Below are 15816 nucleotides of genomic sequence, written 5' to 3' on the forward strand. Positions count from 1 at the left end.
AGCGGGGACAAGCCGTACGCGATACGAGCAACACAATCTCCCCTGTAGGAGTGAGCCTGCTCGCGATCACGGTGGGTCAGTGACAAACGTATTGACTGACCTGACGCTATCGCGAGCAGGCTCACGCCTACAGGTTTCATGCTTGCTGTCAGAGCCGGCGTTTGCGGTTCAGGTTCGGGATGGTGGTTTGAGCGATTTCCACCTGTTTCGCCTGCCGGGTGGTCTGCGCTGCCAACGCTGCCAATGTCGGCTGACTGAACAGCGTCCGCGCATCGACATGCAGCCCGGCCTGACGCATACGCGCCACCAGACTTACCGCCAGCAAGGAGTGCCCACCCAGCTCGAAGAAGTTGTCGTGACGACTGATCTGATTGACGTTGAGCACCAGCGCCCAGATCTGCGCCACGGTATTTTCAACTTCACCTTCGGGCGCTTCGTAAGGTCGGTTGAGCACCGCCTCCACACCCGGTTCCGGTAAGGCCTTGCGATCAATCTTGTCGTTGGGCGTCAATGGCAGCGCGTCGAGCTGCACAAAAGCCCCGGGCACCATGTACTCCGGCAAACACCCCAGCACATGCGCGCGCAAATCCCCCAGACTTGGTGCGACAACGCCGGCACGCACGGTGTACCAGGCCACCAGACGCTCATCACGCACCATCACCACTGCTTCACGCAACGCCGGATGCTCGATCAGCCGCGCCTCGATTTCCCCCGGTTCCAGGCGCAGACCGCGCAGTTTGACCTGAAAATCGTTGCGACCCAGGAATTGCAGGTTGCCGTCACTGCTGTAACGCACCAGATCGCCGGTACGATAAAGCCGATCATCCTGCACAAACGGACTGTCGATAAAGCGCTCGGCCTGCATCTCGGGCAGTCCCAGATAACCGCGCGCCACGCCGACTCCGCCGATGTGCAACTGACCGCAAACCCCCAGCGGCACCGGTTGATCATGGGCATCGAGAACGTACAGCCGCGTGTTGGCCAGTGCCTTGCCGATTGGCACCACGCTGTCCGGCACCGGCATATGCGGCTCCAGCGTCCAACCGGTGCTGTCGACAGTGCTTTCAGTCGGGCCATAGACGTTATGCAGGCGTACCCACGGCAGGCGCTCGCGCACTTGGCGGGCCAGCGTGGCGCTGAGTTCACCGCCACCGTTGAGTACGTCAGTCAGGCTGGTGCACTCCTCGACATCGTCCTGCTCGATGAAATGCTGGAGCAGCGCCGGTACGAACTTGACCACGGTGACCTGCTGCTCGCGAATCGTCTGCACCACATAGGCTGAATCACGGTTGCCGTCGGGCCGCGCCAATATCAGACGCAGACCGGAACACAGCGGCCAGAAAATTTCCCATACCGAACTGTCAAAACTGAACGGCGCCTTTTGCAACAGCGCGCCGTGTTCGGTTGGCGGACTGATCTGCGAGCCCCAATGCACCATGTTGCAGGCGCTGCGGTGCTCGACCATGACGCCTTTCGGCAGTCCGGTGGAGCCGGAGGTGTAGATCATGTAGGCGAGGTTTGAAGCACTCAGGCCGGGCACTTGCGGATCGTCCTCCGGTTGATCCTGCCAATGGCTGTGGTCGAGATCGATCAGCGCCACCTCGGCTTGGCCAAGCAGATTGCGTGTAGCCTCATGCACCAGCACCGCGACCGGCACACTGTCCTTGAGCATGTAACTCAGGCGCTCCAGCGGATAATCCGGATCCAGTGGCACATACGCCCCGCCCGCTTTGAGAATGCCAAGCAGACCGATCACCAAATCCAGTCCACGCTCAACGCAAATCGCCACTCGCGCATCCGGTTGCACACCGATTTCACGCAGGTGATGGGACAGTCGATTGGCGCGCGTATTGAGCTCGCGATAGGTCAGACGTCCTTGCTCGGATTGCACTGCGATGGCGTCCGGTCTGCGCCTGACCTGCGCCTCAAACAGTGCGTGAAGCGGTTGCTCCAGCGGGCAATCGACTTCAGTAGCGTTGAACTCGATGAGCAAGCGTTGCAGCTCCTGAGTCTGCAAAATCGGCAAGCGGTTGAGCGGTTGTTGCGGCGCCTGCTCCAGAGCGTCCACCAAGCCGCTCAAGGCTGCTTGCACATAACCGCAGATCCGTTGGGCGCCGATCCCTGCCACCGTTCTGGCGGTCAGGCGCAGGTCGCTGCCCAGATCGTCCACACTCAGGGTCAGCGGATAATTGGTGCGCTCCTCATTGGCCAACGTTTCGATACCTTGCCAGGCCTGACGTGCCGGCCCGAGCAGCTCGCTGGGGTCTGTGTGTCGGTAGTTGAGTAACGCACTGAACAGCGGCGATGGCGACGCCACACCACTGCAACGCTGAGCCAGTGCCAGCGAGGCGTGCTCATGCCCCAGCAGCGCGGTCAGCCGTGCATGCGTCGCCTGCATCCCAGCCAGAACACCCGTATCGACATCGATGCGCAGCGGCAAGGTATTGATGAACACGCCAAGCGCCCGGTCAGCGCCCTCGCCGCCTTGCATGCGCCCCATCAGCACGGTGCCGAATACCACTCGCTCCTGGCCTGAAGTCGCCGCCAGCACCCGCGCCCACGCCAGATGAATCAGGCTGGCGATGCTGACGCCGACCTGCCGCGCCTGGCTGCGCAAGCGCTGATACACGCCCTCTTTCAGTGTTTGCTGCGCTTCTTCGATGCCGCGACCATCACCGTGCACCTCTTGCAGACCGAACGGCAAAGTGGGCTCGTCGATATCGCCGAGCATCTCGCGAAAGAACGCCTCGTGCTCTTGCTCGCTGACTCCCAGGCGCACCTGCGCCACATAGTTGCGATACGGCACCGGTGGCGCCAGCGGCTCGACCTGCCCGGACAGGCTGGCCTGCATCTCGCCGCGCATCACCTCAAGCGCAACGTGGTCCATCGCCAAGTGATGGAACAGCAAGATGCCGACTACCCTGCCGAGGGCCGGATCACGGGCATACACCAGGCGAATCAGCGGTGCCTGGCTAACATCGAGGCGATAACGGCGGGCGTCGAAGCGCTCATGCAATTGATCGATGATCGCGCCTTGAGCGGGATCAAGAACGACTTCCTCCACTGGCAGAATCGCCTCGCGCCACACCACTTGCACTGGCGTGGTCAACCCTTCCCAGACCACTGCGGTGCGCAGAATGTCGTGACGGGCCATGACCTGACGCAACGCTTCGGCGAAGGATTCGACCCGCTCGACACTGTCGAATGCCAGCCGCGATTGCAGCAGATATGGATCACCCTGCGCGGCAGTGATGTGGTGGTAGAGAATGCCTTCCTGTAATGGCGCCAGCGGATAGATGTCCTGCACGTTGGCCGCGCCACCCGGCACTGTGGCGACAATGCGGTCGATGGTCGGCTGATCCAGTTGCACCAGCGTCAAAATGTCCGGCGTGAGGTGGGTGCAATCCGCTGCGATAAGGTTTTCCGGCACTTCGACCTCACGCCCCGACCCCACCGAAGCCGCCAGCGCTGCCAATGTCGGCTGACTGAACAGCACACGGACGTCGCTGCTCAGATCGATCTGGCGCATGCGTTCGATCAGGATCACGGCCATCAACGAATGCCCGCCCAGTTCGAAGAAATGATCGTGGCGTCCGACTCGCTCGACTTGCAGCAGTTCGGCCCAGATTTGCGCCAGGGCAGTTTCCACTGCGCCTTGCGGGGCTTCATATTCGCGGCGAATCAACGCCTCCGGCCCCGGCGCCGGCAAGGCCTTGCGGTCGAGCTTGCCGTTGGCGGTCAGCGGCAACGAAGTCAGGCGCACATAGGCGCTCGGCAGCATGGCGCTGGTCAGGCGGGTTTTCAGGTGCGCGTGCAACTGATTGATATCCAGCGGCTGGCGCTCGGTAAACCACGCCAGCAGTTGCCCGTCGCGAACCAGCACCACGGCGTCCTGTACCGCGTCGTGACTGACAAGCGCGGTTTCGATTTCGCCCGGCTCAATTCGCACGCCCCGGATTTTCACTTGATCGTCGTTGCGCCCCAGGTATTCGAGATTGCCGTTGGCACGCCAGCGCGCGAGATCGCCGGTGCGGTACATGCGCGCGCGGGGCGCATGACTGAAAGGATCGTCGAGGAAGCGCTCGGCGGTCAGGTCTGCCCGGTTCAGATAGCCTCGGGCGACTCCGGCGCCGCCGACATACAATTCGCCCGTAATGCCAATCGGCACCGGCCGTTGCTGCTCGTCCAACAAGTACACCCTTGTGTTGCTCACCGGCCTGCCGATATGCACCGCCTGCCCGGACTCGATCCGGCCTGAGGTCGCAACCACCGTGGCTTCGGTCGGCCCGTAGTTGTTGATCACTTCGAAGGATTGCTGCCGATTGAACTGACGCAGGCGATCACCGCCGATCAGCAAGGTGCGCAGTGTCGGGTGATCAAGTTCGCGGCTGAAAACATATTCAGCGATGGGTGTCGGCAGGAAACTCACGTCCAACGGCTGTGCGCGCCACCAGGCGAGCAAGGCATCAATGTCTTCACTGGCGTCGTGGCTGGGTGCCAGATGCAAAGTCGCGCCGGCACACAGCGCCGGCCAGACTTCCCAGGCCATGGCGTCGAAGCCGAACCCGGCGAGGCTTGAGGTGTGCTGACCGGCACGCAGCTCAAAGGCGTCACAGTGCCAATCCACCAGATTGCTCAGCGTGCGGTGCTCGACCATTACGCCTTTTGGCAGGCCAGTGGAGCCGGAGGTGTAAATCACATAGGCGAGATTGGCCGTGGTCAATCCCGGCACTTCGGGGTTGCAAACAATCGCCGACCCACCCTCCAGATCGAGCTCAAGAACCGGCACGTCCAGCACCGGCAGCCGATCGCGCAGAACACTCTGGGTCAATACGACGATCGGTGCGCTGTCGCCAAGCAGATAACTCAAACGCTCGGCAGGATGCTGTGGATCAATCGGTACGTAACCTGCCCCGCTCTTGAGGATGGCCAGCAAACCGACCAAGGTGTCCAGCCCGCGATAAGCGATAATCGCCACGCGCTGATCCGGCCGCACACCGAGGTCGATCAAGCGCTGGGCCAGGGTATTGGCCCGGCCATTGAGTTCCGCAAACGTCAACGATTGCCCCTGATAAACCGCCGCAATTGCGTCCGGTCGCTCAGCCGCTTGCGCTTCGAAGCGCTCATGAATCGTTTGGCCTTGCGGACACTCCAGTCGCGTGTCGTTCCATTGCTGCAGCAGCATCGATTCGGATTCAGTACTCAGGCAAAAATCGCTCACCGAAAGCTCTGGGCACTCCAACCCTTGCTCCAGAATCGACAGTAACCGTGCCGCCAGTGCCTCGATCTCATCGGTCTCGAAAAATGCCTCGTTGTAGACCAGATGCAGCCACACTTTGTCGTTGTGACGGTTGCTGCGCAGGTGAATCGCCAACGGTGTGGCTTCGTGGCGATTGGAAACCTTGACCGTATGCCCCAACGCCGCGCCATAGCGGTAATCATGATCATCCTGTTCGTAGGACACCGACACTTCAAAAAGCTGCGAACGCTCTTCGCGCATCAGGCCGAGTGCGCGATTCATCTCGCTCAGGGCGAAACGCTGGTGGCGGAAATCCTGTTTCAGTTCATCACCAATGGCCCGGACCAATTGTGCGAACGACTGCTCTTGGCCAAAGCGCAGACACACGGGACTGACCTGGGTAAATAACCCGAGCGTCGCTTTGAATCGGGCACCGGAACGGTTGAGAATCGGCAGCCCGACAACCCACTCTTCACGCTGCAAGGTACGGCTGAAATAGACGTGCAGTGCCGCCAGCAACACATGGAATGCCGAGCCGCCTGACTGTCGGGCCGTGTGTTTCATGCGTTCGTGCAGCAGCGAAGGAAAGGCTTGAACGTGTGTCAGGGTCGCGGCTGCTCGTTTGGCAAAACGCTCGCGATAACGTGGCACTAGCAGCGGTTCCGGGACTGTCCGGTACTTGTCGAGCCAGTAGGCACGGTCACGCGTATGACGAACAGAGTGGTGATAACGCGCGTCGTCCTGGATGAACTCAGCGTAGGAAGGCGTCCGCATCTGCGGTTGTTGCCCTTGGGTCAGCGCGCTGTAAATCTCGCCGAGCGCTTTGAGCATCTGACCAAACCCCCAGCCATCGAGGATCAGATGATGGGCCTGGGTGGCGAGCCAGTGACGGTCGTTGTCCAGGCGGATCAGAGAGAAACGGAAAAGCGGCTGTCCATCCAGCTCGTAAGTCTGTTCCATCGCCTGCTGGATCAGAACCTGCGCCGCCGACTGCGGCTCCGGGTGCGCGGAAAAATCAAAAACCGGCATAGACACCGGCAGTGACCGGGCGAACCGTTGCAACGGCAAACCGTCAGCACCGGCGCCCACCAACAGGACTGTTCGCAAGGCATCGTGACTGGCAACCAGAGACTTAAGGGCCGCGTGCATCAAATCTGCATCCAATGGCCCGGTTAGTTCGACATAACCACCAATGTTGTACAGCGGCGAATCTCCACGGCTCAGTTGATCAAGCCAGATATCCCGTTGGGCGGCGGTCAGGGGGAACGTCTCGACAGGCGCGGACAGATCGTCCGCCGCATTGGCAGAAGTAGGCTGCATAAGGTCCATCTCATGTAATTTGTCGCGTATTCAAGCATCGGCCTCCCCACCGACATGACACCTGAAACCCGGACAACCACCCCGCCCGCACACGCCTGACAGCCTCTATTGAGGCGAATCGCGCAGGTATTGTCTAAAAATCCGGAGAGGAAATACTGAAAAGCTTGTAGGAAAAGAACCACATGCCCATACCGCCTTTTACTCAGGCGCTGCCGACCGGAAATCACGACCGCCCCGTTTTCAGGGCCTTTGGCGTGACTGGACAGTCATTCGCGACAACTGTTGTGCCATCAGCCCCGTCAGAACCCCGGCGCCAACAATCATAAATAGTGGCACTTTGTGTCCCTGTTTCCCCCTACAGACGTAGGACAAATGTATAGGTTTAAATCCTGCCCCAGATCATGTTCAAGGAGAAATGACTGGGTGGGCGGCTTTGACGACGGCAGACGATTCAGTGATGGCTCTGAACCAGGGATGAAAAGGATATGAATCTGACCGGCAGTATTCGCAATATGGAAAACCCGCACTTCTACTGGCAACTCGGGGAACTGATTGCAAGCACCGGCGATGATCACTTCGCCACGAACATGTTCCAGTTGGTCGACACGCTGGTGCCGGTCAACCGGGTCGATCTGAGCGAATGGACGCTGGATGAGCGTCAAGCCAGCGTGGTCGAGATCAAGCCGCTGGGCAGTGCCGGTCTACCGCAGACTTTCCCTGCGCGCGATCCGCTGGAGAGCCCGGACAATCATCCGTTGTTGCAGAAAATGATCGAGATGAACGACTCGCTGTTGATTCAACTGAAAGCCTCGCTTCTATCCCGACATCCGCAGCACAGCGTCCATCAATGCAATCTGGTGTCGCGCAGCTCCAACCGCCGCTGTGTCATTTCGTTCTACCGGCCGCATACCCAGCGCGTGTTTTCCCTGCCGGAACTGTCTTTTCTCAAGAGCCTGTCCGACACCCTGCTGCCGCTGATCGAACGCCATGCGCAGATCAGTCGGCAAACCCTGGCCAAACAACCGCGTTTGCCCTTGGCCGATCTGGATCAGGCCCCGCTTGCGCGAGTGTTCGATGAACGATTGGCATTGAGCGGCATCGCCCTGTCAGCGCGCGAGAAAGAAGTCTGCCTGGGCTTGCTGACCGGCGGCACAGTGCCGCAAATGGCCGAAAGGCTGCGGGTCAAGAACAGTTCGATCGAGACCTACCTCAAGCGCGCCACGGCCAAGCTTGGGGTCAGTGGCCGGCATGGTCTTGCCAAATGGATGGCTGGGGCCTGATCCGGCAGTTCTGCTGAAAAACGGGCACGGATACAAGACGTGCCCGCCGTCTTCCGTGCATGAGGCTGTTCGATGTCCACCCTGCGAATTTCCTTGCTCTGCCTGGCAATGCTCGCGGGCGGCTGTTCACTGATTCCCGATTACCAACGCCCAGTCTCACCAAGTGCAGCGCAATACCCGCAAGGTGCGGCCTATCCGGCATCGACCCAGACTGCGGGCAACGAAGACTGGCGCACACTGTTCAATGATCCGGCCCTGCAACAGTTGATCGAGCGCGCGCTGGTCAACAATCGCGATTTGCGCGTGGCGGCCCTCAACGTCGAAGCGTTCCAGGCGCAGTACCGCATCCAGCGCGCCGACCTGTGGCCGGCGGTGTCGGCCAATGCCAGCGAATCGCGCCAGCGCATGCCACCGAGCGTGACCCAAAGCAAAGCGCTGATCAATTCGACCTATTCGGTCAATCTCGGCATCAGCGCCTATGAGCTGGACTTTTTCGGCCGCGTACGCAGCCTCAGCGAGCAGGCGTTGCAGACTTGGCTGTCGACCGAAGAAGCTCGCCGCAGCGCGCAGTTGAGCCTGGTGGCCAACGTCGCCAACGCCTACCTGACCTGGCGCGCCGATCAGGAACTGCTGGCGCTGACCCGTGAGACCCTCGCCGCCGATCTACAGAGCTTGCGCCTGACCACGCGCAACCGTGAGGCTGGTAAATCGTCGGCACTGGAGCAGGCGCAAGCGAAAACCAGCGTCGACACCTCACGGGCCAATCTGGCGCGCTATCAGCGTCAGGTCGCGCAGGACTTGAACAGCCTGACGCTGCTGGTCGGCGCGCCGGTGCCTGAGTCCCTACCGGCGCGGCCGTTGGCCAGTGATCTGGTGCAACAACTGCCGGCGGGGCTACCGTCGGATCTGCTGCAACGGCGGCCGGACATTCTTCAGGCCGAGTACAAACTCAAGGCCGCCAACGCCAATATTGGCGCGGCGCGGGCAGCGTTTTTCCCCAGCGTCAGCCTGACCGCCAATGCCGGCACCTCCAGTCGTGACCTGTCAGGCCTGTTTGGCGCAGGCTCCGGGGCTTGGACGTTTCAGCCGCAGATCAGCCTGCCGATTTTCAATGCCGGCAGCCTGCGCGCGAGCCTGGATTATTCGAAGTTGCAGAAAGACGTGGCGGTCGCCGAATACGAAAAATCGATTCAAACGGCGTTTCAGGAAGTTGCCGACGGACTGGCGGCGCGCACGACTTATCAGCAGCAATTGCAAGCGCAGCGCGATCTGGTGCAAGCCACACAGGACTATTACAACTTGGCGCAACACCGTTATCAGAACGGCGTCGACAGCAGTCTGGTGTTCCTTGATGCCCAGCGTTCACTGTTCAGTTCGCAGCAAGGCTTGATCACTGATCGCCTGGCGCAACTGGTCGCCGAGGTGAATCTGTACACCGCGCTGGGCGGCGGCTGGCGGGCACAGGAGTCGACGGTTCACTAGGTACTCGTCACTTTTTCTTACACCTTTTGTCGCCCTGCGACACCCTGTCAGCCGATCGAAAACCGACTCGCCGGTTCAGTTTGGTATCATGCGCCGCTTTTACGGTTAACCCCTCGCCAGTCCTGCCGACTGACGGGCTGCAAAAGGCGGTATTAGATGACGGCTTTGTTGACTCGCCGCAAGGTACTTGCGGGAATGGGCGTGCTCGGGCTCGGCCTGCTCGCCGGCTGCGACACCCGCGGCCAACTGTCGTACAAGTACGGCAAGGATCTGAGTAACAAGATCATGGGACGCACCTTCAAACTGAAGAACACCGACGGCGAAACCATGACGCTGTCGAGCTTTCGCGGTTTGATGCCGATGGTGTTCTTCGGCTTCACCCAGTGCCCGGCAATCTGCCCCACCACACTGGCCCGCGCGGCCAAAATCAAAAAACTGATGGGCAAGGATGGCGATCGCTTGCAGGTGATCTTCATCAGCCTCGACCCCGAGCGCGACACGCCAGAAATCCTCGACGCCTACATGAAAGCCTTCGACCCTACCTTCGTCGCGCTGTACGGCACGCTTGAGGAAACCAAGGCCACGGCCAAGGAATTCGACGTGTTCTTCGAGAAGGTGCCGGCTGGCGACACCTACACCATCTCGCACACCGCCACCAGTTACGTCTACGACTCGCGCGGCGAGCTGCGCCTGGGACTGTCCACATCGCTTTCGGCAGAAGAATGCACGGAAGATTTGCTTACTGTTATGGAGGTTTGCTGATGCACCCCGTTCTGAACAACATCAAACGCGTCGTGTTCGGTCTGTCCCTGCTGGGCCTGGCTTTTCAGGCGTCGGCACAAACCACCGTCAGCGACGCCTGGGTACGTGCCACCGTGCCGACCCAGTCCGCCAGTGGCGCGTTCATGACCGTCACCGCCGACAGCGACAGCAAGCTGCTCAGCGTCGCGACCCCGGTGGCCAAAGACGTGCAGATCCACGAAATGACCATGAAGAATGACGTCATGAGCATGGGCCCGGTGAAATCGGTCGACCTGCCAGCCGGCAAAACCGTCAACTTTGATCCAAACGGCTACCACGTCATGCTGATGGGCCTGACCGGTCAGTTGAAAGAAGGCGAAACCGTGCCTTTGACCCTGACCGTGGAAAACGCCAAAGGCGAGAAAGAAACCGTTGAAGTGAAGGCCGCCGTGCGTTCGCTGACCAACATGCAAGGTCACGATCACAGCAAAATGCATTGATCTGACTGACTGAAACACCCGCGGGGCGGCCTGATCGTTATCAGGCCGCCCCGTTTTTTTTGCGCGAAGGAAACGTTTACCGCTCGTCGCGTGGGGCCTGTCGAGCGGGTTGACAGAACTCTGGGGCAAGAGGATTATTATTACATCGCATGCGATCTAAACGCATGCGATAACAACTTCAATCATTATGTCTTTGAGGATTAATCCCATGAGCAAAATCGAAAAAGTCCTGGCCACCGGCAAAACCCACACCACCGCTGCCAGCGCCGGCATCACTTCGCGCGGTCACAACGGTAACCTCGACATTCAACTGTCGTCGCCGGGCAGCGCCAAACCGGCCCATGTGTTTGCTAACGCCCTGCCGCACCCAACTGCCGAGCAATTGTTTGCCGGCGCCTGGTCCGCTTGCTACACCGCCGCGGTCGGCCTGGTCGCCAATGACCTGAATGTGGTGCTGCCGGCCGACATGTCCGTGGACATCGAAGTCGACCTCGGCCAGACAGGCCCGGCCTACTTCCTTCAGGCTCGTCTGACCCTGCGCGTACCGGGCATTGCCGACGACATCGCGAAAACTTTGGCGCACACCGCTGACCAGATCTGCCCCTACTCGAAAGCCACTCGCGGCAACATCGATGTGGCGTTGAATGTCATCACCGAATGATTTTAGTCAGCCAAATACATCGCATGCGATATAGGCGCATAGGATAGAGATGCAATCGGTTCGCCCTGCGTTCACGGGCGAACCGATTGGCGTTTCAAACACCAGCAGCACTCCCGATAAAATCGCATCCGACGTATAGTTCGCCCCATACGTTTCAACGGTTCAGCAGACCCACGAGGATGAACATGAAAAACACCCTGGCCCCCACCGATCTCAAACTTAGCGACTTCCTGTGCTTTGCCGTTTATTCGACCAACCTCGCGTTCGGCAAGGCCTACAAACCGATCCTCGAAAAGCTCGGCCTGACTTACACCCAATACATCACCATCGTTGCACTCTGGGAGCAGGACGACCAAACGGTCGGCAGTCTCGGCGAAAAGCTGTTCCTGGAATCCAACACCCTCACCCCGATCCTGAAAAAACTCGAAGCAATGGGTTATCTGCAACGTCAACGCGACCCGGCGGACGAGCGTCAGGTGCGGATCGGCCTGACCCAAAGCGGCAAAGACCTGCGCAACGTGTCCTCGGGCAGCAGCCTGTTCGACGCAACCGGGCTGACCGTGGACGAGTTCACGCAGATGCAGCAATCAATCGTCAAATTGCGCAACAACCTGATCAAGTCGACGAATGCTGAAGGGTGATTGGCCTGTCCAGGTTATTTGTTGCCTGTAATCAATGCGCGATGCAGACGGATTTCAGTTCGGTATAAGCCTCGATCACCGTCCGGCCAAACTCCCGGCCCATTCCCGATTGCTTCACCCCGCCAAACGGCATCGCCGGATCGAGCAGTACGTGGGCATTGACCCACACCGTACCGGCCTCGATGCGCGGCACAAGGTTCATCGCCTTACTCAGATCATTGGTCCACAGACTCGCCGCCAGGCCGTAGGGATTGTCGTTAACCAGTGCAATCATCTCGTCCTCATCATCAAACGCGATGACCGCCAACACCGGCCCGAACACCTCTTCACGCGCCACGCTCATGCTGTGATCGACATCCGCCAGCACTGTCGGCTGCACGTAGAAGCCTTCGCGATCCAGCAACTCGCCGCCGCAGACCACCCGCGCACCTTCGCGCCGCGCCAGTTCGATGTGCTTGAGCACACTTTGTTGCTGCTTGTGCGACACCAACGGATTGATCGCCGCTTCGGCGTCCATGCCCGCACCGATCGGCAACGCCGACACTGCCGCCGCTAGCCCTTCGACAAATGGGTCGTGGATCGAGCGATGCACATAGAAGCGTGAAGCCGCCGCACACACCTGACCGTTATTGAGCAAACCACCGAGGAGCGCGCCCTGAATGGCTTTTTCGAGGTCGGCATCGGCCAGCAGAATCATCGGGTTCTTGCCGCCCAGTTCCAGCGCAAAACGGGTCATGTTGGCCATGCACGCCACTCCAACGGTTTTGCCCACGGCGGTGGAACCGGTGAATGACACTTTGCTCACCAGCGGATGCGCAGTCAGCGCGCCGCCCACTGAAGCACCGCCGCCCGTGACCACATTGAACACACCTGCCGGAATGCCTGCTTCAACGGCCAATTCCGCCAGACGCAGAGCCGTCAGCGGTGTTTCCATTGCCGGTTTGATGATCACCGTGCAACCGGTGGCCAGCGCCGGCATCAACTTCCACGCCGCGATCATCAACGGGAAATTCCACGGCACGATGCCGACCACCACGCCCACGGGTTCGCGTTTAGTAAACGTGGTGAAACGCGTGCCAGGCGGCAACGGAATCGACACGTCAAAGGTCTGCCCTTCGATCTTGGTCGCCCAGCCTGACATGTAGCGCATGAACTCCACCGTGGCGTTCACATCCAGTGCGCGGGCCATGTTGATCGACTTGCCCTGACTCAGGGTTTCCAGTTGCGCCAGCTCTTCGCCGTGCTCTTCGACCAGACGAGTGAAGTTCAGCAGGATGCGCTCGCGATCCGCCGGCCGCAGCCCCGACCAGATGCCGGACTTGAACGCGGCATGGGACGACTGCACGGCGCGCTCGACCAGTTGCGCCGGGGCATCCAGCGTTTCACACAAGGTCTGGCCGCTGGCCGGATTGACCACGGCAATCGTCGGGCCTTCAGCGAATTGCCATTCACCATCGATAAAGCAGCCATGACGACGATCAATGAACGCCGCGACCTGCGGCAGCACTTCAACGTTGCTCATAAAGCCTCCTTGGATTTGAGGAAACACACCACGGCCTGACGGTCGTCTGCCGAAGCCAGGCCCATATAAGGCATGTAGGTCCCGGGCACGTAGGCCTGGGGCTGGGTGATCAGTTCGGCGATGGTTTCGGCTTGCCAGCTGACATCTTTGTTGCGCATCGCCGGGGAATAACTGAAGCCCGCCAGGGAACCGGATTTTCGCCCGATCACGCCGTTGAGGTTCGGCCCCATCATCCCGGTGACGTCTTTTTTTACCGCATGACAGACACCGCATTCAGTGGCAAAGACCTGAGCGCCATGACGGGTGTCGGGCGCGCAATCGGCGGCGATGGCAGCTTGGGCCACTGTCAGGGAAAACAAAGAAGCGAAGGCAAATCTGAGCGGAGTGAACATAGAAGACCAACCCGAAAATTATTGAATACCCACCGTCACCTGTAGGAGTGAGCCTGCTCGCGATGAGGGCGTGTCAGTCGCCATCAATGTTGAATGCCAGACCGCCATCGCGAGCAAGCTCGCTCCCACAGGGATTTGTGTCGATTGTCGGGGCTTGCGACGACACGGGTTTTGCCCTGTCTGCCAGTCGCTTTGGCGCGCCTGCCAATTGCGCCGCACGACACTGGCACAAACACACAAGCACTTGGCAGACACAGCAATTCCCCGATTCTTGCGCAGAGGCAAAATCCACTGGCACCCACTATTCAGGGCACCAGTCAGGGAGTTCCCCTTCAATGCGAACCAACCGGATCACCGTACCGTCAGCGCTGGGCTTGAGCCTGTTGCTGCTCGGCTTGAACAGCGCCCGCGCCGAACTGCCGCCCGACACCATCGGCCAGACCACGCTGGCGTTCCCGCCTGAAGCGCATCGCGCCTATGTGGTCGACGTCGAATTCGAAAACTTCGTGATGGGCCGCGTCACCGTGGTCGACCCCGACCAGAAAAAAATCCTCGGCATGGTGCCCACCGGTTTTGCCGCGCCGTCGGCCCTGAGCCACGACCGCAAAACCCTGTTCAGCGCCGACCTGTTCTATTCGCGCGGCACTCGCGGCACGCGCACCGACGTGCTGACTGCATGGGACACCTCGACCCTGTCGCCGTCCTGGGAAGTGGTGATCCCGAGCAAACGCGCCGAATCCCTGACCCAGCGCTATGGCCTGAAACCGAGCGGCGATGACCGTTTCGTCTACGTCTACAACTTCACCCCGTCGACCTCGGTGACCGTGGTCGACACCCAGGCTCGGGCCGTCAGCAGCGAAATCGCGATTCCCGGTTGCGTGCTCAATTACCCGGTGGGCAATCGTCGCTTCGCTTCGTTGTGCGGCGACGGCAGCCTGCAAGTCGTCACGCTCAACGATCAAGGCCAGGAAAACGCGCGCAGCCGCACGCCGTTCTTCGACCCGAATGCCGAGAAGCTCAACGAACGCGCGGTGAACGTCGGCGACACCTACTACTTCGTCACCACCACCGGCACCGTGCGCCCGGTCGACTTTGCTGGCGATGCGCCGAAGCTCCTGCCGTCGTGGTCGCTGGTCAACGACGCCGAGAAGAAAACCGGTTGGGCACCCGGTGGCTGGCAACTGATGGCGGTCGCGCCAAAGCTCGATCGCTTGTACGTGCTGATGCACGACGCCCACGAAGCGATGAAGTGGGAAGACCCGAGCACGTTGATCTGGGCCTTCGATCTCAAGACCGGAAAGAAACTCGCGACCCTCGAAGCGCCGAAACCGGTGTGGAGTCTGCAAGCCACTGGTGATGACAAACCACTGCTGCTTGGCGCCGATATCGAGGGCGGCTTGCAGATCTTCGACCTGAACACCAACACGCTCAGCGCAAGCATGCCGAAAGTCGCCAAAACCGCGACTCAGGTCATGAGCTATTAAGGGGTTGCCGCCATGACGATTGACCCGATTTTCATCCTTGCCAGTGCGCTCGCGGTTGCGGTGCTGCTGGCCAGCGCCGCAACCCACAAGCTACGCGCGCCGGCCCGCTTCGCCCGGCAACTGGCTGACTATCAACTGCTGCCCGAGTCGCTGGTTCGTCCGGTCGGGCGAGTGGTTCCGTTGCTGGAACTTTTGATCGCTTTTGCCCTGCTGGTTCCCCTCAGTCGCGGCCCGGCAGCATGGGTGGCGGCGGCGCTGATCGCCCTATATGCGGCGGCCATCGGCATCAATCTGTGGCGCGGTCGTCGTGACATCGATTGCGGCTGCGCAGGGCCCGATCAGGTGCAACCGCTGCGTCCGGTTTTGCTGCTGCGTAACGCGGTGTTGATTGCCTTGGCGCTACTGGCCAGCGCGACGCCGCTGGTTCGCGACCTGAATCTGTTCGACAGTTTCGTCACTGTCGCGGCCAGTGCCGTGGCGCTGCTGATCTACGCCGCCGCTGATGGCTTGCTGGCCAACTCCCCTCTTCTGCTCAAATTGATTGGTAGGTGATT

11 protein-coding genes are annotated in these 15816 nt (G+C 60.3%); 8 read left to right on the plus strand and 3 right to left on the minus strand.

Annotated features, from left to right (window positions below; genetic code table 11):
- Window positions 1-148: 148 nt before the first annotated feature.
- Window positions 149-6559 carry an amino acid adenylation domain-containing protein gene (locus ACIOVB_RS04465; protein WP_401265213.1) on the minus strand — a complete coding sequence of 2137 codons (6411 nt, stop codon included), beginning with the start codon at window positions 6557-6559 and terminating at the stop codon, window positions 149-151.
- 485 nt (window positions 6560-7044) lie between these two features.
- On the opposite strand from ACIOVB_RS04465, the gene ACIOVB_RS04470 reads away from it, so the two are divergent.
- From ACIOVB_RS04470 to ACIOVB_RS04495, 6 genes are all read left to right on the plus strand, one after another.
- The gene (locus ACIOVB_RS04470) at window positions 7045-7839 is read left to right on the plus strand and encodes a helix-turn-helix transcriptional regulator (protein ID WP_401265216.1); all 795 of its coding nucleotides are present in this window, start codon (window positions 7045-7047) and stop codon (window positions 7837-7839) included.
- A 72-nt stretch (window positions 7840-7911) separates the two neighbouring features.
- Window positions 7912-9321: an efflux transporter outer membrane subunit gene (locus tag ACIOVB_RS04475; RefSeq protein ID WP_401265218.1), complete on the plus strand. Its 1410-nt coding sequence runs from the start codon at window positions 7912-7914 to the stop codon at window positions 9319-9321.
- 156 nt (window positions 9322-9477) lie between these two features.
- The gene (locus tag ACIOVB_RS04480) at window positions 9478-10083 is read left to right on the plus strand and encodes an SCO family protein (protein WP_187678740.1); all 606 of its coding nucleotides are present in this window, start codon (window positions 9478-9480) and stop codon (window positions 10081-10083) included.
- Window positions 10083-10562, plus strand: coding sequence for a copper chaperone PCu(A)C (locus ACIOVB_RS04485; RefSeq protein WP_401265220.1), 480 nt, complete (start codon window positions 10083-10085; stop codon window positions 10560-10562). Before ACIOVB_RS04480 ends, ACIOVB_RS04485 begins: the two co-directional genes overlap by 1 nt.
- A gap of 208 nt (window positions 10563-10770) precedes the next feature.
- The gene (locus tag ACIOVB_RS04490; RefSeq protein WP_187678742.1) at window positions 10771-11223 is read left to right on the plus strand and encodes an Ohr family peroxiredoxin; all 453 of its coding nucleotides are present in this window, start codon (window positions 10771-10773) and stop codon (window positions 11221-11223) included.
- A 185-nt stretch (window positions 11224-11408) separates the two neighbouring features.
- A complete protein-coding gene (locus ACIOVB_RS04495; protein WP_401265223.1) occupies window positions 11409-11864 on the plus strand; it encodes a MarR family winged helix-turn-helix transcriptional regulator in 456 nt (151 codons plus the stop codon).
- A 31-nt stretch (window positions 11865-11895) separates the two neighbouring features.
- Here the strand turns inward: ACIOVB_RS04495 and ACIOVB_RS04500 are convergent, their stop codons facing one another.
- Window positions 11896-13386 (minus strand): aldehyde dehydrogenase family protein, encoded by a 1491-nt coding sequence (locus ACIOVB_RS04500; RefSeq protein WP_401265226.1) that lies wholly within the window; start codon window positions 13384-13386, stop codon window positions 11896-11898.
- Window positions 13383-13778, minus strand: coding sequence for a c-type cytochrome (locus tag ACIOVB_RS04505; RefSeq protein WP_401265229.1), 396 nt, complete (start codon window positions 13776-13778; stop codon window positions 13383-13385). The genes ACIOVB_RS04500 and ACIOVB_RS04505 overlap by 4 nt, the downstream gene beginning before the upstream one ends.
- Before the next feature lie 335 nt (window positions 13779-14113).
- On the opposite strand from ACIOVB_RS04505, the gene ACIOVB_RS04510 reads away from it, so the two are divergent.
- Window positions 14114-15262, plus strand: a complete 1149-nt coding sequence (locus ACIOVB_RS04510) for an amine dehydrogenase large subunit (RefSeq protein WP_401265231.1) — start codon at window positions 14114-14116, stop codon at window positions 15260-15262.
- A 12-nt stretch (window positions 15263-15274) separates the two neighbouring features.
- On the plus strand, window positions 15275-15814 hold the full coding sequence (locus tag ACIOVB_RS04515) for a MauE/DoxX family redox-associated membrane protein (protein WP_401265234.1): 540 nt from the start codon (window positions 15275-15277) through the stop codon (window positions 15812-15814).
- Window positions 15815-15816 lie beyond the last annotated feature (2 nt).

It is taken from the genome of Pseudomonas sp. NPDC087639 (assembly GCF_044743385.1).
In the GTDB taxonomy this organism is placed as follows: Bacteria; Pseudomonadota; Gammaproteobacteria; order Pseudomonadales; family Pseudomonadaceae; genus Aquipseudomonas.